The organism is bacterium (genome assembly GCA_018830565.1).
Taxonomy (GTDB): domain Bacteria; phylum UBA9089; class JAHJRX01; order JAHJRX01; family JAHJRX01; genus JAHJRX01.
Window position 1 is genome coordinate 1 of the sequence record JAHJRX010000029.1, and the last position, 18,785, is coordinate 18,785.

19 protein-coding genes and 1 pseudogene are annotated in these 18,785 nt (G+C 37.8%); 13 read left to right on the forward strand and 7 right to left on the reverse strand.

Annotated elements, in window-relative coordinates; translation table 11 throughout:
* Window positions 1-168 precede the first annotated feature (168 nt).
* The 6 genes and pseudogenes from KJ849_02190 to KJ849_02215 all read right to left on the reverse strand — a co-directional run bounded on the left by KJ849_02190 (window position 169) and on the right by KJ849_02215 (window position 4,984).
* A pseudogene (locus tag KJ849_02190) lies at window positions 169-303 on the reverse strand (N-6 DNA methylase).
* A gap of 352 nt (window positions 304-655) precedes the next feature.
* Window positions 656-1,618, reverse strand: coding sequence for a PEP/pyruvate-binding domain-containing protein (locus KJ849_02195; GenBank protein MBU2599371.1), 963 nt, complete (start codon window positions 1,616-1,618; stop codon window positions 656-658).
* A 10-nt stretch (window positions 1,619-1,628) separates the two neighbouring features.
* Window positions 1,629-1,862, reverse strand: coding sequence for a type II toxin-antitoxin system HicA family toxin (locus KJ849_02200; GenBank protein ID MBU2599372.1), 234 nt, complete (start codon window positions 1,860-1,862; stop codon window positions 1,629-1,631).
* Between the two features lie 71 nt (window positions 1,863-1,933).
* Window positions 1,934-2,176 (reverse strand): type II toxin-antitoxin system HicB family antitoxin, encoded by a 243-nt coding sequence (locus tag KJ849_02205; protein MBU2599373.1) that lies wholly within the window; start codon window positions 2,174-2,176, stop codon window positions 1,934-1,936.
* Window positions 2,177-2,322: 146 nt separating this feature from the next.
* A complete protein-coding gene (locus KJ849_02210) occupies window positions 2,323-4,161 on the reverse strand; it encodes a PEP-utilizing enzyme, mobile region (protein ID MBU2599374.1) in 1,839 nt (612 codons plus the stop codon).
* 106 nt (window positions 4,162-4,267) lie between these two features.
* The gene (locus KJ849_02215) at window positions 4,268-4,984 is read right to left on the reverse strand and encodes a response regulator (GenBank protein MBU2599375.1); all 717 of its coding nucleotides are present in this window, start codon (window positions 4,982-4,984) and stop codon (window positions 4,268-4,270) included.
* Window positions 4,985-5,231: 247 nt separating this feature from the next.
* Between KJ849_02215 and KJ849_02220 the strand changes: the two genes are divergently transcribed.
* The 13 genes from KJ849_02220 (at window position 5,232) to KJ849_02280 (ending at window position 17,512) form a co-directional block, all read left to right on the forward strand.
* On the forward strand, window positions 5,232-5,537 hold the full coding sequence (locus KJ849_02220; GenBank protein ID MBU2599376.1) for a DUF4160 domain-containing protein: 306 nt from the start codon (window positions 5,232-5,234) through the stop codon (window positions 5,535-5,537).
* Window positions 5,534-5,797 carry a DUF2442 domain-containing protein gene (locus tag KJ849_02225; GenBank protein MBU2599377.1) on the forward strand — a complete coding sequence of 88 codons (264 nt, stop codon included), beginning with the start codon at window positions 5,534-5,536 and terminating at the stop codon, window positions 5,795-5,797. Before KJ849_02220 ends, KJ849_02225 begins: the two co-directional genes overlap by 4 nt.
* Before the next feature lie 87 nt (window positions 5,798-5,884).
* On the forward strand, window positions 5,885-6,100 hold the full coding sequence (locus KJ849_02230; GenBank protein ID MBU2599378.1) for a hypothetical protein: 216 nt from the start codon (window positions 5,885-5,887) through the stop codon (window positions 6,098-6,100).
* A 63-nt stretch (window positions 6,101-6,163) separates the two neighbouring features.
* Complete coding sequence (nuoE, locus tag KJ849_02235; GenBank protein ID MBU2599379.1) at window positions 6,164-6,643, forward strand: NADH-quinone oxidoreductase subunit NuoE; 480 nt, start codon at window positions 6,164-6,166, stop codon at window positions 6,641-6,643.
* A gap of 44 nt (window positions 6,644-6,687) precedes the next feature.
* Entirely contained in the window at window positions 6,688-8,541 is a 1,854-nt protein-coding gene (gene nuoF / locus KJ849_02240) for an NADH-quinone oxidoreductase subunit NuoF (GenBank protein MBU2599380.1), read from the forward strand.
* A 27-nt stretch (window positions 8,542-8,568) separates the two neighbouring features.
* Window positions 8,569-10,632, forward strand: coding sequence for an FAD-dependent oxidoreductase (locus KJ849_02245; GenBank protein ID MBU2599381.1), 2,064 nt, complete (start codon window positions 8,569-8,571; stop codon window positions 10,630-10,632).
* Between the two features lie 3 nt (window positions 10,633-10,635).
* Window positions 10,636-10,968, forward strand: coding sequence for a divalent-cation tolerance protein CutA (locus tag KJ849_02250; GenBank protein ID MBU2599382.1), 333 nt, complete (start codon window positions 10,636-10,638; stop codon window positions 10,966-10,968).
* Window positions 10,969-11,054: 86 nt separating this feature from the next.
* Window positions 11,055-11,783, forward strand: coding sequence for a glycosyltransferase family 2 protein (locus tag KJ849_02255; protein MBU2599383.1), 729 nt, complete (start codon window positions 11,055-11,057; stop codon window positions 11,781-11,783).
* Window positions 11,749-12,474 carry a bacillithiol biosynthesis deacetylase BshB1 gene (bshB1, locus tag KJ849_02260; GenBank protein ID MBU2599384.1) on the forward strand — a complete coding sequence of 242 codons (726 nt, stop codon included), beginning with the start codon at window positions 11,749-11,751 and terminating at the stop codon, window positions 12,472-12,474. The genes KJ849_02255 and bshB1 overlap by 35 nt, the downstream gene beginning before the upstream one ends.
* Window positions 12,475-14,028, forward strand: coding sequence for a hypothetical protein (locus KJ849_02265; GenBank protein ID MBU2599385.1), 1,554 nt, complete (start codon window positions 12,475-12,477; stop codon window positions 14,026-14,028).
* A 243-nt stretch (window positions 14,029-14,271) separates the two neighbouring features.
* The gene (gene pscS / locus KJ849_02270) at window positions 14,272-15,393 is read left to right on the forward strand and encodes an O-phospho-L-seryl-tRNA:Cys-tRNA synthase (GenBank protein ID MBU2599386.1); all 1,122 of its coding nucleotides are present in this window, start codon (window positions 14,272-14,274) and stop codon (window positions 15,391-15,393) included.
* Window positions 15,394-15,458: 65 nt separating this feature from the next.
* Window positions 15,459-16,283: a Fe-S cluster assembly ATPase SufC gene (gene sufC, locus KJ849_02275; GenBank protein ID MBU2599387.1), complete on the forward strand. Its 825-nt coding sequence runs from the start codon at window positions 15,459-15,461 to the stop codon at window positions 16,281-16,283.
* Window positions 16,280-17,512: a SufD family Fe-S cluster assembly protein gene (locus KJ849_02280; protein MBU2599388.1), complete on the forward strand. Its 1,233-nt coding sequence runs from the start codon at window positions 16,280-16,282 to the stop codon at window positions 17,510-17,512. The genes sufC and KJ849_02280 overlap by 4 nt, the downstream gene beginning before the upstream one ends.
* A 109-nt stretch (window positions 17,513-17,621) precedes the next feature.
* Here KJ849_02280 and KJ849_02285 read toward each other — a convergent pair whose 3' ends face one another.
* Complete coding sequence (locus KJ849_02285; GenBank protein MBU2599389.1) at window positions 17,622-18,455, reverse strand: flagellin; 834 nt, start codon at window positions 18,453-18,455, stop codon at window positions 17,622-17,624.
* Between the last annotated feature and the right edge of the window lie 330 nt (window positions 18,456-18,785).

Genomic DNA, 18,785 nt, shown 5'->3' on the forward strand with positions numbered 1-18,785 from the left:
CAATATTCCGACCTATTATGGTGTCTAACCTCTGTTGACTCCCCTTTTCTTGGTTTACTGAAATCTTATTGTTATTCATACCCTCTTTTATACAATATTTCAATTCATTTGTCCAGTAAAATTTGTGGGACATAATAAGTTTATCAAAGGGGGATTAAGGGGGATTCCGTGTTGTTTGAGAATATGTTTATAAGCGGAAATCAAAAATCCAGCCGTTCCGCAAGCAGGATCACAAATCGTTTCACCCTTCTTCGGGTCAACCGCCGCCACAATAAAATCAATAATATGGCGCGGAGTGCACTTAACCCACTATTCAAGATTGTTACTTTACCTAACCATCGTTAGTGAGTCATAATTAGAATTGCTGAATGAAAATTTGACATAAAGCAAATTAATTGAGTGCCAACGAGTTTATCTTTTATTACTCGGTATTATTTCCTATGTCCGGTTTTCGTTAATAACTACTATAATCAAAACTTATATGCAATCCATTAATTAAGTTGACATACCTCGTAGGGAAAATCCACCCCCTAACCCCCGCCAGCGGGGGATAGACTTGTGGATGTCCCCCGCTGGCGGGGGTTAGGGGGTGGATATACAACTAATTTATCAGATTGCATATAGAATGCTGGGCTACTACGGCGAAGATTTACAATTATAATTTTACCTCTGAGATAAAGCTAAAGACCGTCTGTCCTGGTTTATGGAACGGCACTTGAGGTCTTTTATTCCAGACGGTTTCAGGTCTGGCCTGCAAAATAATAATCTCCGCGGAATTACTATCAATTGCCCATTCAATATCTTGATAAGACCCAAAATGTTCTTCAATCTTTCTGGCCAACCCTGTTAGCTGGTAAATATATCTTTCTTCAAGCAAATTTGCTGACCCCTGCTCCCCGATCCTTGACACCTGATTAGTAATCTTGTCAATCAAGATCGAGTGAGGGGTGATTTCCCCAGAAACGACAGAATCACCCAGTCCAGCCGAATACTCAATCAATATCTTCGAGGCATCACCGGTTGCCGGGTGGACAGTAAACATTACCCCGGCAAGTCTTGAGTTAATCATTTGTTGGATGATAACCGCCATCGATAGATCCTTGAGGTCTTTAATCGGCAAATCTAACCTCTTCAGATAGGCTAATGCCCGTAAACTAAAGGCACTCTGCCAGCATCTCTTAACACCTTCAATCAGCTCATTCCCCGGTGAGACATTATGAAAGGTATCATAAAGCCCGGCAAAGCTTGCTTGATCTAAATCCTCTATGCATGAGGAAGACCTGACAGCAAAGGTTTTAGCTGATAAAATATTACCGGCAGATGCCAGTTCATCTATAATTTGTGTTGGGATATAACTATCTGCAAAGAGTTCACTCATCCTCTGGCTACTCTTCTTAATTCCTTCTGGTTGGAAGGGTAGATGAGTGAGTAGTTTGTTAAGTTTGGTATAAATCCCGTTAGCAGTAATAAAATCCAGAAAGGCCGCTTTGGTGAGAATAAACCCTGCTGGTATTTTTATCCCTATCTTTCTCAATTCTCCAAGTTTTGCAGCTTTATTCCCTATTTGTTCTGCTATTGTCTGATCATATTCCCAAATTATATAAGCATTTTCTTGCATAGTCAAGTTCTTAATTAGTTCGAGACCAATTGAGGAAGTTCTCTTTTGTAACTTCAGTATCTTTTAAGATTTTATTAGTTATTCCTTTCCCTGAATCTTCTCCTTTATGATCTGCAACTGTAGCTGTTCTTCCATCAGCATGTCTGAAAAACTTATGGCTTCCCTTTTGTCTTACTTGTTCAAAGCCCAAATTATGTAGAAACCTGATCATTAATTTAGTTGTAATTGTTGGCATTCTATTCATAAGAGTTGCCGCAAAATCACATTTTGATTTTATGCGAGTTGCAGAAGCTACTTTTTTATTTTGCAGCCAGTCTATAAAGTTTTGCCCGCTTCGACTTTAACTTGCTGAAGACCGATAAATTTCATCAGGACAGGTTTTTCTTCTTCAAGACAAAGTTTAATTACTTCCCTGATCCTTGGATAAAGCTCTTCCATGGTTTTAGCCTGAGTGTAACAACTTTTTAAAGCTGGAACTGTAGCTACATAATACCCATCTTCATCTTGTTCAATCAGGACTGTAAACTCATGATTTCTTAAATTTTTTCTCTCTACCATTTCATCCCTCCCATATGGTTTTGCCTTAAAATGGTCTAGCCTCACTTTAAACAGTTTTGCCAAGTAAATCATTAAGGTAATCTGGGATTTCAAATAATGTTTTTTGGCCAACTTGTTTTACTTGATTGCACCTCACCATATTTCCACTATTCTAATACCTCTACTATCCCCCTCTTCCCATCAACCCTTACGAGTTGTCCTGTCTTAATCAGTTGGGTAGCAAAGCCGGTGCCAACAACAGCTGGTATTCCATATTCCCGGCAGACTATAGCCGCATGACTCATCACGCCGCCAACATTGGTGACCACGGCGGCTATTTTTGAAAAGATAGGTGTCCAGGAAGGTGTGGTTATCGGACAAACCATTACCTCGCCTTCCTTTATTTTATCAAGATCCTCTACCGACAATATGATTATGGCTTTCCCTTCTGCAACTCCCGGGGAGGCAGGATGCCCCTTGATCAAGGCTCCTCCTTTTGTGCCGGTGGTTTGAGACTCAAGCCAGGCCTCTATTCTCTCCGAGACAACCCCCCAGAGCATAATGGTGAATGGCTCGGTTATTTTCTCAGGTGGGGTGCCTAAAGCTGGAATAGGCTGGTATCTTGACAGGGCTGAGATTATTTTCTTCCTCTGGTTTATCTTCTCTGGCCAATACTTAGGTCCCCTCGGGACAGAACCAATTGCCCAGGTGGAGCATAACTCATATAGGGCCTGAGAGATTTCATATCTATTCAGGTAAAAGATATCCTCCTCATCCTGAAAAAAGTTATTTTCAATAAAAACCCTGGATAACTGTCTCATTTTATTCCAGAAGATGGTATGATGCCAGTGCTCAACATAAAAATTATGCTCCTCAACATACGGAAAAACTGTTTTGGCTAAAGAAAGCTTCTCCATAAATGCCTTTTTATCCTCCTCTGTCTTGAGAAGCTTGGCATATCCATCCTTTAATCGCTCTGCCTCCTTCTTTATCTCCTCTGTTTTTCTTTCTATCTCTTGCCCGGCAAGGATCTTTTTAATATACCCTTTAATAGCAGAAAATGGTACTGAGAGGTCATCGATCCAGCTTCTTGGTGTGTGGTAGAAGCCTGTGCCAGAGTTGAAGTAAAACCAGGGGTCTTTGACTGCTTCAAGGCTATCTAACCATTGCTTACCTCCCTCATTTGCCTCAAGTTTTGAGAGGAGTTGATCAACACTTGCCGTATCGAGAAATATATTTTGCAGGTTAAGGCTAAGAGCGTGTTTGGCCAGCCTTCTTAGCTCAGTATCTGGTCTAAAAAGGATAACATCAATGCCAGCTACCATCTGGGTAATAGTCTGTTCAGAGATATCCGGGAAGGCTGTCTTCATAAAGCATGAGAAATCAAGGAAAGCTGCATAGCCGAGATTTAAAAACTCAAAGTGGTAAGCCCAGACACGCATCATACTTTCTAAAAGCCTGTTGTATGCCTCTTGCAGCCGAAATCCGGTAGAAATACCAACAGCATTCTTGACTAAAGATATATCCTCTTTTTCAGGCAGATGTGGAATTGTTAGTTTTTTTAATTCCTCAATCTCTACGGTTACCTTCTCTTTCCATCTGGCATAAAGGGTATCCCAATTCTGGTAGTAAAAGCCTGCCCGTTCTGAAAAATCCTGTATCCTTATCTTTATCTCATCGGGATTATCCACTGAAATTGGTGAGATATACAGATAGCCGTTCAGCACCCGTTGGGCTATACCAAGGGCAGGCGGGACAATAAATATCCGTGAATTATAGGCTCCTAAGGCAGGCCCCCAACTCTCAGCAGTGAAACAATCAAATGGGTATAAAGGGGTTGTGTGATGCATGGTATCGCAAAACCAGAACCTTTCCTCAAATTCCCTGCATTCCTGGCTAAATAAAAGGTAGTAAGGATACATCTTTTCCCAGCCCTGGGCGCCTTCTGGTGTTTGGACCTCAAATGGGCTCGGGAAACTTCGCTTAGTTGTTTTTTGGATAGACATTTTAGATACCTCCTTTTCGGATCATCACAAATTGTTGTAGCCCAGGATCTCATCCTGGCGTATTCCCCGACTTCTCTCCTGCCAATAGCCACCCTATAATGTTAGGCTACAGCTTTATCTCTTGGAGAAGTTTTATTAATTCATCAATATTAATTGGCTTCTTGATACAGGCATAAGTAGATAGCTTTTTGGCTTTCCTGACCATCTCAGGCAAATCATAATCTGTCATTATAATCACCACTGCATCAGGAGACACCTGCTTTACCTTCCTTAGGATAGCAAGTCCATTTATCCCGGGCAGAGATAAATTGAGTAAGATACAATCATAGTGGTTAGCTTTAAGTTTTGCTAACATCTCATCCTTACCCTGGGCAAAGTAAATCCGATAACCTTTTTCACTAAGGCTAACCTCTACCTCTTTTCTGGTCTTGTTATCACCATTAGCAATTAAGACTACCTTTTTGTCTTGGCTAAGGATCTTTTGGATTAATTCTATTAATTTTACCGGGTCAAATGGTTTATGGATGCAGGCATAAGCCCCTTTAGCCAGTGCTTCCTCAATTAAATCTTCCATTGCAAATCCGGTCATCATAATCACCCTTACTTCTGGGTTAATCTCTTTGATTTGAATAAATGTCTCTACTCCATTTATCCCCGGTAATCGAATATCCATCAGGATAAGGTCATAAGGAGTCTTTTTTATTTCCTCCAAAGCTTGATACCCATCTAACACTGGTGTAACCTGGTATCCTTCTTGTTTGAGGATAATCCCTAATATACCGGCTAAGTCTTTTTCATCATCAACAATTAATATTTTAGCCATTTCCTAAATCCTTTCATTTATAAATATACTCAGAAAAAATATACCCAGAAAATACTGGCTTTTAGTCACTAAGTTTATTGCTCTTTTATAAAGAGTATCATATGTTTTTTTATTGTCAACTATTTGTTAATAATTATCTAGATTTATCCAGTATCCAGTTATCCAGCAAAAATTGTTAAAAAGTAATTTACAAAAAGAAAAATATATGTTATTTATACAAATAAAATAGAAATAGAGAAAATTAGCTATGCCTAAAATTTATGTTTATTTTGGTATTGTAATTCTCTTTTACAGCAATGAACATGAACCTGTTCATGTTCATGGTAAATATCAAGGAAAGGAATCCAAGGCAGAGATTATGATTGATAATGGGAAGGTTGTAAAAATTGTAATAAAATCTGTAAAAGGGCGAGAGCCATTACCACCAAAAATCTTAAAGGACTTTGAAGATTTTGTTAATGTCTATACCGACAAAATAGTTCAGAAATGGATAGATTACTTTGTGTTACATAAGGAAGTTTTATGTGAAAGCATTGAGAAGAGGGTAATATGATTACAGAAGGGCAAGTTATCACAATTAAAAAGGCTGAATATTTGGGTGGATATAAAGTTACTTTATTGTTCAATGATAATACAGAACAATCTATTGATTTTTATCCCTTATTAGCTAATTCTTTAAATCCATTAATAAGAAAATACTTGGATCTCAATGAGTTTAAAAAATTTAAATTGGACCTTGGCGATATAGAATGGAATGATTATGATCTTTGTTTTCCAATAGCTGACTTGTATGAAAATAATATTAAACCATAACAAGTTGTTACAGCGGACGGCGGCAAAGCCGCCGCTGAACTCAAGCGTTAGACGGTTTAGAATAATACATGAAATAAGAGGCTATCAATGGAAGCTTATCGAATTGAAAAAAGAGTTGCGATAAACGGTGTATTACATCTCAATGCTCTCCCGTTTCGAGAGGGAGAATTGGTTGAGGTCATCATCCTGGGTTGGAAGGAAGAAGTGTGCAAATCCGTTCCTTTATCCTTGCGTGGTAAAGTAATCAAGTATATTGACCCTACAGAACCCGTAGCCCAAGATGATTGGGAGTTACGGCAATGATACTGATGGACACTCACATTATTTATATTACTTTAAAAAAACTTTTTTGATAAGGAAGAAATAATGACTTTATGTCAATGCCGAGAAAGAGAAAAAGAGGAAAAATTCCAGGAGATCTTGTTGAGGTATAAAGGTCAAAGAGAAGGACTCATTCCGATTTTACAAAGAGTCCAAAGCTTAGATGGTTATCTTTCTAAAGAGGCGATGGAAAGAATAGCTGATGAATTAAAGATCCTTCCGGCTGAAGTTTATGGAGTAGTAACCTTTTATACTCAATTTAAACTTAGTCCGGTAGGTAAAAATATCATCAATGTCTGCCATGGAACAGCTTGCCATGTGGGAGGAGCCAGAGAGATTACCGAGACTATTGCCAGAGCATTAGAGATTAAAAAAGGGGAGACGACTAAAGATTTGAAGTTTACTCTTCAAAACGTCTGTTGTCTTGGTTGTTGTGCTTTAGCTCCAGTCTTAACGATTAATGACCAAGCTTATGGAAGATTAACGGCCGAGGAAATCTTGCCAATTCTTAAGACTTATGCTTAAGTTTTTTTTGCAATCACAATTTATTTGGGTATAGAAGGATTAAGATGGAAAAATTAAAGAGCATTAAAGAATTAAGGGATTATAGAGATAAGCTCAAAGAAAGAAGAGAGAGAGATAAAAATAAGATCTTAGTAACTTTATGTGGAGGGACAGCTTGCCGCTCTTATGGATGTATGCAGGTAGTAGCAGCCTTTGAAGAAGAGGTAAAAAAACAAGGCTTAGCCGAAAAGGTAGCGGTTAAGGTTACTGGTTGCCATGGCTTTTGCGAAAAAGGAACCTTAGTGGTTATTCATCCCAAGGGAGTTTTTTATCAACGAGTAAAAAAAGAAGATGTTTCAGAGATTATCCAAAGATCGGTTAAAGAAGACGAGATTATAGATCGACTTCTTTATCAAGACCCCCTAACTAAAAAAAAGATTATCTTAGAAAAAGATGTCCCTTTTTATAAGCATCAACAAAGAATTATCTTCGGGATGAACGGTGAAGTTGACCCTACTAATATTGATGATTATCTATCCTCAGGAGGATACAAGGCTTTAGAAAGAGTTCTTACTTCTATGAAACCAGAAGAGGTAATAGAAGAAATCACTAAATCAGGACTGCGAGGAAGAGGTGGAGGTGGCTTTCCCACTGGAATGAAATGGAGCTTTACTAAGAAAGCACCTGAAGAGTTTAAATATGTTATTTGTAATGCCGATGAAGGCGATCCAGGAGCTTATATGGACCGAAGTTTACTGGAAGGAAATCCTCACTCTATCTTAGAAGGTATGCTGATAGGAGCTTATGCCATTGGTAGTCAAGAAGGTTACATCTATGTTCGAGCAGAATATCCTTTAGCTGTTCAAAATGTAGGTCTAGCTATTTTAAGAGCCAAGGAAAAAGGACTTTTAGGGGAAGATATCTTAGGGAGCGGGTTTAATTTTGCCCTTCAGATTAAAGAAGGGGCAGGAGCTTTTGTTTGCGGAGAAGAGACTGCTTTAATTGCCTCCCTTGAAGGCAAAAGAGGTATGCCCAGAATTCGACCACCTTTTCCAGCTCTTTCTGGTTTGTGGGAAAAACCTACCAATATCAATAATGTCGAGACCTGGGCTAATGTGCCTTTAATAATTAATCGAGGGGTGGATTGGTATGCCAGCATTGGAACTGAGAAGAGTAAAGGAACAAAAATCTTTTCTTTAGTCGGCAAGATTAATAATACTGGCTTGATAGAAGTACCGATGGGGTTAACCTTAAGAGAGATCGTCTTTAATATCGGAGGAGGAATTAAAGAAGGTCGAAAATTTAAAGCTGTCCAGTTAGGTGGTCCTTCCGGGGGGTGTCTTCCCGAAAGTTTAATTGATACTCCCGTCGATTATGATTCTATTACGGCTACCGGAGCAATTATGGGTTCTGGCGGCTTGGTAGTGATGGATGAAACTACTTGCATGGTAGATATCGCTAAGTTTTTCTTAAATTTTACCCAAGATGAATCTTGCGGCAAGTGTACTTTTTGTCGAGTGGGCACCAGACGAATGTTAGAGGTGTTAGACCGAATTACTGAAGGAGAGGGCAAAGAAGGGGATATAGAGTCTTTAGAAGAGTTAGCTTTAAGAATAAAAACCACCTCTTTATGTGGCTTAGGGCAAACCGCTCCTAATCCTGTTTTAACTACCCTTAAGTATTTTAAAGATGAATACCAAGCTCACATTAAAGAAAAAAGATGTCCGGCTCGTGCTTGTAAGGCTTTGCTTAAATTTGAAGTTATGGTAGAACTTTGCAAAAAATGTGGAAAATGCGCTAAGGTTTGTCCTACCCAGGCTATAAAATGGGAGAAAAAACAAGTAGCTTGGATAGATAAGAACAAATGTATTAAGTGTAAGAGTTGTTTTACGGCTTGTAAATTTGCGGCTATAGAATAAAGAGAATAAAGATTTAGGAAGTAAAGAATGGTCAAGATAAATTTAGATGGAAAAGATATTCAAGTCCAAGAGGAAGCTACTATTTTAGCAGTAGCCAAAGAGAATCAAATTGATATTCCTACTCTCTGTTATGAAAAAAGGCTTGATCCCTTTGGTTCTTGTTGGCTTTGTGTCGTGGAAGTAGAAGGGGTTAAAAATTTAGTTCCTTCTTGTGCTACTAAGGTACGAGAAGGTATGATCATCAGAACTAAAACATCTAATATTAATCAGGCTCGAAGATTATGCTTAGAACTTTTACTTTCTGACCATTATGGCGATTGCTTACCTCCGTGCCAAAGCACTTGTCCAGCCGAAATAGATATTAAGAGATATTTATCTTTAGCCAGAGAAGGAAACTATCAAGAAGCCATTAAGGTGATCAAGGAAAATAATCCTCTGCCCTTGGTTTGTGGTCGAGTTTGCGTGAGGCCATGCGAAGAAGCTTGTCGTCGAAAGGTGGTCGATGAACCAGTAGCGATAGATTTTGTAAAGAGATTTATAGCTGACTATGATCATCAAAATGGTTCTCTGGGGCCAGAAGTTAAAGAAAGTTCTGGTCAAAGAGTAGCTTTAATTGGTGGAGGACCGGCTTCTTTATCCGCCGCTTATTATTTATCTCTGAATGGCCACAGTTGTACTGTTTACGAAGCCCTGCCTAAACTTGGAGGAATGCTTCGTTATGGTATTCCAGAATATAGATTACCTAAGAAGATATTAGATGATGAGATTAAGAAGATTACTGATTTAGGAGTGAAGGTTAAGACCAACCTGGCTTTAGGATTTAATTTCACTTTAGAAGACCTAAAAAGGGAGTACCAAGCCATATTTATTGGTTTAGGTTCTCATGGTGATTATAAGTTAGAAATAGAAGGAGAAGAGTTAGCTGGGGTTTTATTTGGCGTGACATTTTTACGTGATCTTGGTCTTGGAAAAGAAGTTAAATTAAGAGGGAGAGTAGCGGTAATTGGTGGGGGTAATACCGCCATTGATGCTGCTCGTAGCGCTCTTCGCTTGGGAGCTACGGAGGTTATTATTATTTATCGAAGAACAGAAAAAGAGATGCCAGCTAATGAGATAGAAATTAAAGAAGCAAAACATGAAGGAGTAAAGTTTCACTTCTTATCAGCGCCAGTAAAAGCAATAGGAGAAGATGGAAAGGTAGTGGCTTTAGAGTGTCTAAAGATGGAATTAGGAGAGTTAGATAAAAGTGGCCGCAGAAGGCCGGTGCCTATTCTTAATTCTGAATTTATCATCAAGCTGGACTTTATTATTGCCGCTGTTGGTCAATTTCCTCAAGTAGAGGTCTTAAAAAGAGAAGGAATTGAAATTAGCAAGAGAGGAACAGTGGCAGTCAAGGGGTCTTATTTGACTAATTCAAAAGGAGTGTTTGCTGGTGGAGATGTAGTTACCGGAGCAGCTACGGTGATAGAAGCTATTGCTTCTGGGAAAAAGGCAGCTATCTCTATAGATAGATACTTAAAGAAAGAAGAACTTAGTGACTTTAAGCTGCTTTTTACCGTAAGTAAAGGAAGATTAGAAGAGATAGACAAGAGTGAATATGAAGAGATAGAAAGAAAGGCGAGAGTAAAAATGCCTGAATTAGATCTATCCTTGAGGCTTTCTAATTTTAAAGAGGTAGAGTTAGGTTTAAGCGAAGAAGAAGCAAAAAAAGAAGCTTCTCGTTGTTTAGAGTGTGGATGTAAGGTAGTAGAAGAATGTAGTTTAAGAAAGTATGGCTTAGAATATGAGGCTGATCTAGAAAAGTTTAAGACAGGAGCAAAACACAAGTATCTTTTAGATGCATCTCACCCTAAGATTACCCGTGATCCAAACAAATGTATTCGTTGTGGCCAGTGTGTTCGTATTTGCCTAGAAATAAAGAAGATTGGAGCTCTAAGTTTTACTAAACGAGGATTTGAAACCATTGTGGAGCCACCATTTGAGCTTAATTTAGCTTCTACCAATTGTGATGGTTGTGGAGAATGCGTGATCTCTTGTCCTACTGGGGCTTTATTTAGCCAGGAATTTCCTAAAAAGAAAGATATGGAGTAAAGCATGGAAAAATTATCTTATCTGGTTATCTTTATTACTACCCCTACCTATGAAGAAGCAAAAGATATTGCCCATCGATTACTAAACGAAAAGAAAGTAGCTTGCGTTAATATTGTCTCTGGAGTCTTTTCATTATTTTGGTGGCAGGGGAAGATCGACTCTTCCAAAGAAGCTCTCTTGGTCATAAAGACCCAAGAGAAGTTTTTAGAGGAGATTATAAAATTAGTCAAAGGGATTCATAGTTATAAAGTTCCAGAGATAATTGCCTTACCTATCATAGGAGGAAATCAAGAATACCTAAAGTGGATAAGTGAAAGCACTAATGAGAATCCTTAATTTCTTTCTTCCTCTTTCCTCAAGTTTAATGTTATTTTCTGGTAACTGCTACTTGACAGTTAGACATTGATAAAACATTAACAAAGATGAGAGAAAGATTATTAATCCTACCTGTTTATAATGAAGAAGATACCGTTGCAGAAGTATTAAGTAAGTTATCTTTAGTTCAAGATATGAATATCTTAGTAGTTAATGATGGTTCTACCGATGATACCGCTAAGATATTAGATAAAGCTAAGATAAATTTTAAGATAAATTTTTTAATTAATCATTCTCAAAATCAAGGTTATGGCAAATCTCTAATTGATGGATTTTTATTTGCCATAGAGAATAATTATAAGTATTTAGTAACTATGGACTGTGATGGTCAACACGAACCAGCTTATCTTTCTAGTTTCTTTCAAGAATTAGAGAGCTTTGATATCGTTTCAGGAAGTAGATACTTACCTAATTCTCCTTATGTTTCCAAGCCTCCGCCAGATAGGTTGAAGATAAATAAGGCCATTACTCAAATAATATGTCAACATACTAAGTATCACCTGACCGATTCATTTTGTGGATTTAAAGGTTATAGGATAGAAAGTCTTAAGAAGCTGAGCTTGACCGAGTATGGCTATGGCTTTCCTCTTCAACTATGGATCCAAGCTTCTTTCTTGGGACTTACGGTAAAAGAGGTTCCGGTACCTTTAGTCTATAAGTCATTGGATAGAAACTTTAAAGGAGCTTTTTCTTCCTCTCGAGAGAGGTTGAAATACTATTTGGAGGTCATAAAAAAAGAACATGATCGATGTCTTAGCTATCGGAGCCCATCCTGATGATGTCGAATTAGGCATGGGGGCAACTATCGCCAAATTAGTCAGATTAGGCTTTAAAGCAGCCATTCTTGATCTAACCGACGGCGAGCCAACGCCTTATGGATCTAAAGAATTGCGCCTCAAAGAGAGCTTGGAAAGCGCTAAGATTTTAAAGGTAGAAAGATCTATTCTTTCGCTTCCCAATAGATATCTCCTTGATACTATTGAAAATAGAAAAGAAATAGCTGGCCAAATTAGAAAGATCAGACCAAAGATTGTTTTTGCTCATTATTGGGTAGATCGACATCCAGACCATATTGCAGCTTCTCAATTAAGTGAAGCCGCAGTTTTTTATAGTAAATTAACTAAATCCGATCTTCCTGGCCAACCTTTAGAGATAGAAAAGATATACTACTTTTATCCTTTTCATCTTCGCTTAAGCATTAAACCCTCATTTATTATGGATGTCAGTGAAGATTTTTCAAAAAAGATAGAATCTTTAAAAGCCTATCAGTCTCAGTTTATTGATAATCAGTTTATTGATAATCAGTTTATTGATAATCAGTTTATTGATAATGAGAAGAATTCTCCTATCTTTGATTATTTAAGGAAACAAAGTGAATATTTAGGTAGTTTAATTAAGAGGAGCTTTGGTGAGGCCTTTATAAGCAAAGAAACCGTAGGTATAAGTAGTATATTTGACTTAATTTAGATGAAATATTCTATCCCTTTGAAGAATAAAGAGTTTATCCTTGTTCCTTCCTTGGGCAAACTGGCAGAAATAGCTGAAGCTAATCAAGCCAGGCTTAAAGATCTCGAGATTAAAGGATTACCTTTCTCCAGACTTCGAGACGATCTCAGAAGAGAGGTGATAGAGAAAGATAGATCTGCAAATAATAAAGAGGTTATTGTTGGCACCGGTCATCAACCTATTTTATACCATCCGGGAATATTTTTTAAGGAAATGGTAATTAATGCTCTTTTAGAGAAGCATGGTTATTTAGGAATAAATTTAGTCATTGATACTGATGCTTTTAACCATCATCAAGCTACCTTTTGGCCAGACTTTCAAGAGAAAAGATTATCTTGGGAGGAGATGAGATTTCCCCAAGTTAAGAAAGATCTGGCTTTTGAAGAGATGCCCTTACCCCACCAAGAGGAGCTTAAGCAGTGGTTTAGTCAGCTAAAAGAGAAATGTTCAAAAATATTCCCTAAAGAAAACTTACTAACTTTAAGTCTTTACGAAGAAGATACTTATCGAGCTTCTTTAGCTTCCCATAACTTAGGTCAATTAGTAACTTTTTCTAAAAGAAAATTTGAAGAGAGGTTAAATTTTAAACATCAAGAGGTGTTTTTATCTTCTTTAAGTGAAACTTTAACTTTTGCTTATTTCTTTGCCTTGATCTTATCCTTAGGGAGAGAATTTGGACTTACTTATAATAAATTATTAGAAAATTACCGCCAAGAAAAAAAGATCAGCCACCGGCTCACTCCTTTCCCTAATTTAAAAATTTCTTCTGATCTTATTGAATTACCTTTTTGGATCTGGAGGGTTAAGGAGCCAAGATCTTCTTTATTCTTAAAATTTCATGGCCAAAAGGCTTTTCTTGGCACTCTAAATAAGGAAATTTTAGAGATTAATTATACTTTCCTTAAACTTAAGAAGATCGAATCTCTGGTTAAGATAAATAGAGAGCTTAAAGATAAGGGCTATAAACTCCGACCTAAAGCTTTAATGATTACCTTATTTATGCGATTGTTTTTCTGTGATCTTTGGATTCACGGGGTGGGGGGAGCAGGATATGAAGAGATAAATGACAGACTAAGTGAGGAGATTTTTTCTGTTTCCCTTCCTCCATATGGAGTAGCTAGTGCCACTTTATATTTAAATTTCAATCTTCCTTTGGTTACTAACCAAGAAGTTAAGGAATTACAAGATAACTTGAGAAAAATGAAGTTCAATTCCCAAGAATTTGTAGATTTATCTATAGCCGGAGTAAAGAGGTTAGTTAAGGAGAAAGAAAGCTTGCTTAATAACCTTGATCAGGTCAAGGAAAAAAAGAAAAGAACTCATTTATACCAAAAACTTTCTCTAATTAATGAGGAATTACGAAGCTTAATAGCCTCTCAGATTAAAGATTTAGAAGGGACTATCATGATCAAAGAGAGATTATTAAAAGATAAGCTGATGGCTGAAAATCGAAGATTTCCTTTCTTTCTAGTTCCTTTGGAAGAATTAAGGTCTCTTTATCGCGGCTTATTTTAAAGAGAAGTTATTTTGTTTGGAATTAAATTAATTTGCTCTAGGTCAAATTTTTATTAACAGGTGTTATAAACTTATAAAAATGAAAGTAGATCAGGTTTTTGAGACACTAGAATTGATAGAAAAATTCAGGGATATTCTTAGGCAAAAAGCACCTCTTCATAAGTTTAACCCAGAAGAAAAAGAAGAAGTGAAGCAGCTTCTTCAAAAAGCCAAGGAAACATTAGGTAAATTAGAGGAATCTATATGAACCTAATTAGAACAAGGGAGGAATGTTACCTAAACCTGAATCCTCTTCAGACCGGGGGAAGAACGAATGCCGCTGTAAGGCTCACTGCCACAAGCTTTATTGACGGATATTCGGTTTGTGATTACTGTAAAGGTGTTCTTCATCTGATTGAAAAACCCCCTATCTGTCAGTTAACTAAAGATCTGGCTGATTTTCTTGGCATGGATGAGGCAAGATTAACTAATGGCGCTCGTGAGGGAAAGTTTGCCGTGATCCATGCATTACTCTCCCCAGGAGAGGTGATTGTCGTTGACTCCAATCGACACTATAGCACTTATGTAGCCGCAGAGCGAGCTGGTGTCAGGGTTTATGAAGTAAGAAATACCGACTATCCTGAATATGAGATCAGACCAGAGGTATACCGGGAAACCTTTGAACAAGTCTTAAAAGAAACAGGAAAGCCACCAAAACTCGCTTTGCTTACCCATGTGGATGGAGAGTATGGTAATTTAGTTAACGCCTACGAGGTAGGTAAAATATGTCAGGAGTACCAGGTGCCATTTCTTCTTAACTCGGCTTATACTGCTGGTAGAATGGAGGTTAAAGGAAAAGAACTCTTAGCTGACTTTGTGGTTACTTCCTGCCATAAGGGATTTGGTATCCCGGGGACGATTGGCGTTTTAGCTACTACTGAAAAGTGGATCGATAGACTATTTAGAAAGTCTATCAAATATCCTAAGAAAGATATTGAACTTTTGGGTTGTACTGCCCGTTCAGAAGCTAGTGCTTGCTTGATCACTGCCTTCCCTTATGTCAAGGAGAGAGTCAAGCATTGGGAGGAAGAGGTGAAAAAAGCCCGTTGGCTGGTAGAAAGAATGGAGTCCTTGGGAGAGATTGAGCAGCTTGGGGTAAGACCTAAAGAACATGATTTAATTAGGCTAAAGACTCCTCTCTTTAGTAAGATGGCTGAAAAAGAGCGCAAAAAAGGCTATTTTATTTATTATGAGTTAGAAAAGAGAGGAATAACTGGAATAAAACCAGGTCAAACTAATTGGTTTAAGCTCTCTACTTATGGGCTTACTTGGGAACAAGTTGAATACCTTTATTCTGCCTTTAGTGAGATAGCAAGAAAAGCTTAAGGTAACCAGACAATAAAAGACTCTTTCTGGTAAGGGGTAACTAAATTAGGAATGGAGAAATTAAGATGAAACTTTTAGAAATAGAAAATTTGTTTGTTGAGATTAATGGAAAAAAAGTGCTGAATGGGGTTAATCTGAATATTGAAGAAGGGGAAGTCCATATATTGATGGGTCCCAATGGTTCTGGAAAAAGCAGTTTAATTATGAGCCTTTTGGGCTATCCCCATTATAAGATAGTAAAAGGAAAGCTCAAATTGGCTGGAGAAGAATTAAACCTTAAACCAATTTACGAAAGGGTAAAATTAGGTCTGGCTATCTCTTTCCAATCACCACCTGAGATAAGGGGGGTGAAACTGAGGGATTTAATCAGGTTATCAGCCGGTGAGCCTGTCTGGAAAGGAGGTAAAGAAGAAGTAGCTACTTCATTCCTCCAAAAGGTTGGTCTTCCCCCAGAACTATTTTGCCAGCGGGATGTAAATGTAGGTTTTTCAGGAGGGGAGCGGAAGCGATCAGAATTAGCCCAGGTTTTTGCCCAAAAGCCAAAATTAATGGTCTTAGATGAGGTAGATTCGGGTGTAGATATTGATTCTCTTAAGATGATTGGTAGAGATTTAAGTGAATATATTCAAGAAAATCATTGTGCCTGTCTGGTTGTCACTCATTATAGGCATATCCTCTCTTATCTAAAGCCTGATTTTGCCCATATAATGTGTGGTGGGGTAATTGTAAAAAGCGGTGAACCATTTGAGATGTTTACCCGGCTTGAGGAAAGAGGTTATTGCGAGTATTTAGGGTTATGTCCACCAGGAATAAAAGATAAGATAGAGAAGGAGATAATGGAGAAGAAGGTAATAGAAAAGGAGATAATAGAAAAGGAGATGAAGAGATGAACTGGAAAGAGGAGTTAGATAAAAAGGCAGAAGACGCTAAGGATAAGCCAGCAACACTTGGTTCTGATGTAAATATGGAGCGGTTTAAAGAGGTAACGAGAAAGATTCCAGTTATATCCTCGCTTACCCAGCTATCGTCAGATGTTGCGGCTAAAGCTAATATTGTTGGTCTATCCCCCGATGAGAATAAACGTTCGGGAACATTTTTTCAACAGGACCACTCAGTTATTCTTACCTGCCAGAAAAAGGAGATAGAAGGATTAGAGATAGAGAGTACCCCCCAAGCTCTTAAGCGTTATGACTGGCTTCAGGAATATTATTGGAAGACTGTAGCGGTGGATGCCGATAAATACACCGCCCAAGTAAGAACCCATCAGCAAGGTGGCTACTTTATTCGAACCAAACCTGGCGTTAAATTAACCCTTCCTGTCCAAGCCTGCTTGTTTATTGGTACGCAGAACTTGCTTCAGCCTGTACATAATATTATTATCGCTGAAGAAAACTCAGAACTTTCTATTATTGCTGGTTGCACCACTCATCCTCTGGTTTCCTCTGGAATGCATATTGGTATCTCTGAATTTTACGTCAAGAAAGGAGCCACCATCACCTTTACCATGATCCATAGCTGGGCAGAAGATGTGGATGTAAGACCAAGAACAGGTGCTATCATCGAAGCTGGAGGAACATTTATTTCTAACTATATCTGTCTTAAGCCAGTCAAAAGCTTACAGATGTACCCCAATGCGTTTTGTGTTGGTGAAAACGCTCGGGCCAGGTATCATACTCTACTCTATGGCCAGAAAAACTCCTTAATTGACATGGGAGCAAGGGTTATCCTTTCTGCAAAAGGCTCTCGAGCTGAGATTACTACCAGAATTGTGGCTAAAGAGGAAAGCCAGATAACTAGTAGAGGTCACCTGATAGGAGAAAAGGCTGAGACTAAAGCCCACCTTGATTGCCGGGGTCTTCTCTTGAGCAATAAGGCCATCATTAATGCTATTCCAGAGCTTTCTGCAAGATGCGAGGGGTGTGAGTTATCTCATGAGGCAGCTATTGGAAAGATTGAAGAAGCTCAACTTTGTTACTTGATGAGTCGAGGTCTAACAGAAGACGAAGCTACCTCCTTGATTGTAAGAGGATTTTTAGACCCAGAAATTCCAGACTTACCTGACCACCTAAGACAAGACTTAAAAAGAACAATAGAATTAACCTCTGAGAAGGCAAGGTGAATATATTTCTGAACTTTTATTGCTATCTGCCAAGCCAGATAGTAATAAAAAGGTTTTGGGTTAGGTAAATGATTAACCGGTAAGAACAAAGGAACAAAAAAATTATCCATTAAGTAGGAAGAACTGATAAGACATTCTTGTAATTTACATTAGCTTGAGCAGACATAGAAGTACCAGCATTTACAAGAATCTCATTTCTCATCAAGATCATTTTTTCATAAGCCATATCGGCATCTCTTATTAGTGATTCAGAACGAGCGTGAGTGTAATGAGCTACCTGAATTGCCTTAATGTGATTTTCTAAGTTATTTTGTTGAGCTCCAATCACTCCTCTTCCTTCAGATAACTTATTGATAGCCTCACTAAGTTTGGAAATACCTTCTTCGCTAAGGGCTGAGGAACTGACATCTATGGAATCTAGATAATCTAAAGCTATTTTCTTAGCATTAACTAAATTAATCTTGAAAGTATTATTTTTATGTGCTCCGGTATGTAATTGAAGTTCTTTGTCTTCATTTGGATTAATTTCATTAGACAATAAAGACATGGTATTAAAATTAATACTTTCTGTAGCTCCAATAATGGCTTCCTTGATCTGATCAATCTCTTGTTGAATAGCCTCCCGACAGCCAGAATCATAGACACCATTACTTCCTTGAATAGTTAAAACACGAATACGTTGCATCATACCGTGAAGAGCGTCAGCAATACCATCTGAAGTTTGAAGGAGGGAAATACCATCTAAGGAGTTTTGAAGAGCTTGAGTATATCCATTAACTTGAGTCCGTAACTTTTCCGAGACAGCAAGACCTGAGGGGTCATCGGCTGCTTTATTAATACGGTAGCCTAAAGATAACTTTTCCAGAACCTTTTCTTGTTCTTTTACCCAATTATTGTTTAACCTATAAGCCCTAAGGGAGGGTTCATAAAAATGAACTTGCATTATCTATTCCTTACTATTCTTATTACCTAAGAATAATATTAAGAATAATATAAAAGTACCTACTGTATCTTACTTACAATAGGTACTTCCCCCTCCCATTAAAACCTATAATATTATATTATAAAGATATTATAAACTTAATTTTATTATTACACATAAAGTTTTATTTGTCAACTATTTTTTTGATGTTTGTAACAGCAAAATGAAAATGTCCTGTTTTCCGTTAAATAGAAATGTCCTATTTTGTATTAGATAAAAATGATCTTTTATATGGGTTTATTTTAAACTTCCTCCAAGGGTGATCCAATGGAAGAATATGCACCTTTCTTA

Coding starts and splice junctions, on each gene's coding strand:
- KJ849_02195 (MBU2599371.1), bottom strand. CDS start 1,618: ATGCAAGAAAATGCTTATATAATTTGGGAATATGATCAGACAATAGCA.
- KJ849_02200 (MBU2599372.1), bottom strand. CDS start 1,862: ATGAATAGAATGCCAACAATTACAACTAAATTAATGATCAGGTTTCTA.
- KJ849_02205 (MBU2599373.1), bottom strand. CDS start 2,176: ATGGTAGAGAGAAAAAATTTAAGAAATCATGAGTTTACAGTCCTGATT.
- KJ849_02210 (MBU2599374.1), bottom strand. CDS start 4,161: ATGTCTATCCAAAAAACAACTAAGCGAAGTTTCCCGAGCCCATTTGAG.
- KJ849_02215 (MBU2599375.1), bottom strand. CDS start 4,984: ATGGCTAAAATATTAATTGTTGATGATGAAAAAGACTTAGCCGGTATA.
- KJ849_02220 (MBU2599376.1), top strand. CDS start 5,232: ATGCCTAAAATTTATGTTTATTTTGGTATTGTAATTCTCTTTTACAGC.
- KJ849_02225 (MBU2599377.1), top strand. CDS start 5,534: ATGATTACAGAAGGGCAAGTTATCACAATTAAAAAGGCTGAATATTTG.
- KJ849_02230 (MBU2599378.1), top strand. CDS start 5,885: ATGGAAGCTTATCGAATTGAAAAAAGAGTTGCGATAAACGGTGTATTA.
- nuoE (MBU2599379.1), top strand. CDS start 6,164: ATGACTTTATGTCAATGCCGAGAAAGAGAAAAAGAGGAAAAATTCCAG.
- nuoF (MBU2599380.1), top strand. CDS start 6,688: ATGGAAAAATTAAAGAGCATTAAAGAATTAAGGGATTATAGAGATAAG.
- KJ849_02245 (MBU2599381.1), top strand. CDS start 8,569: ATGGTCAAGATAAATTTAGATGGAAAAGATATTCAAGTCCAAGAGGAA.
- KJ849_02250 (MBU2599382.1), top strand. CDS start 10,636: ATGGAAAAATTATCTTATCTGGTTATCTTTATTACTACCCCTACCTAT.
- KJ849_02255 (MBU2599383.1), top strand. CDS start 11,055: ATGAGAGAAAGATTATTAATCCTACCTGTTTATAATGAAGAAGATACC.
- bshB1 (MBU2599384.1), top strand. CDS start 11,749: ATGATCGATGTCTTAGCTATCGGAGCCCATCCTGATGATGTCGAATTA.
- KJ849_02265 (MBU2599385.1), top strand. CDS start 12,475: ATGAAATATTCTATCCCTTTGAAGAATAAAGAGTTTATCCTTGTTCCT.
- pscS (MBU2599386.1), top strand. CDS start 14,272: ATGAACCTAATTAGAACAAGGGAGGAATGTTACCTAAACCTGAATCCT.
- sufC (MBU2599387.1), top strand. CDS start 15,459: ATGAAACTTTTAGAAATAGAAAATTTGTTTGTTGAGATTAATGGAAAA.
- KJ849_02280 (MBU2599388.1), top strand. CDS start 16,280: ATGAACTGGAAAGAGGAGTTAGATAAAAAGGCAGAAGACGCTAAGGAT.
- KJ849_02285 (MBU2599389.1), bottom strand. CDS start 18,455: ATGCAAGTTCATTTTTATGAACCCTCCCTTAGGGCTTATAGGTTAAAC.